Below are 280 nucleotides of genomic sequence, written 5' to 3'. Positions count from 1 at the left end.
CGCCTTCGGCCTGCCGCTGCTCACCTTTACCACCGGATGCAGCAATTTGATCCGCGCCGACGGCAGCCCCACCTATTCCATGCTCTGTACCCTGTCCGGCGCGGTCCTCAACACCAGGTTGGACCCGTTGTTCATCTTCGGCTTTGACCTGGGGAGCGGCGGCGGCGCGCTGGCCACGGTGCTGGGTCAGGCACTTTCCATGGGGATGGCGCTGGTCTACCTGCTGCGTACCCGTCTGCGTACCGTGGTGCTCACCCGCGGCGACCTGCGGCGCAGGCTC

Annotated in this window: 1 protein-coding gene; it reads left to right on the top strand. The window is 66.8% G+C overall.

Features of this window, described 5'->3' with window-relative positions:
- Nucleotides 1–280: polysaccharide biosynthesis C-terminal domain-containing protein (locus NE547_RS18240; RefSeq protein WP_256176646.1), on the top strand; the 280-nt coding region annotated here is incomplete at both ends.

This window comes from Flavonifractor sp. DFI.6.63 (genome assembly GCF_024462255.1).
In the GTDB taxonomy this organism is placed as follows: Bacteria; Bacillota; Clostridia; order Oscillospirales; family Oscillospiraceae; genus Lawsonibacter_A; species Lawsonibacter_A hominis.
Note: the sequence above shows the minus strand (reverse complement) of the source record. Positions and strands in the feature narration are given on the sequence as shown.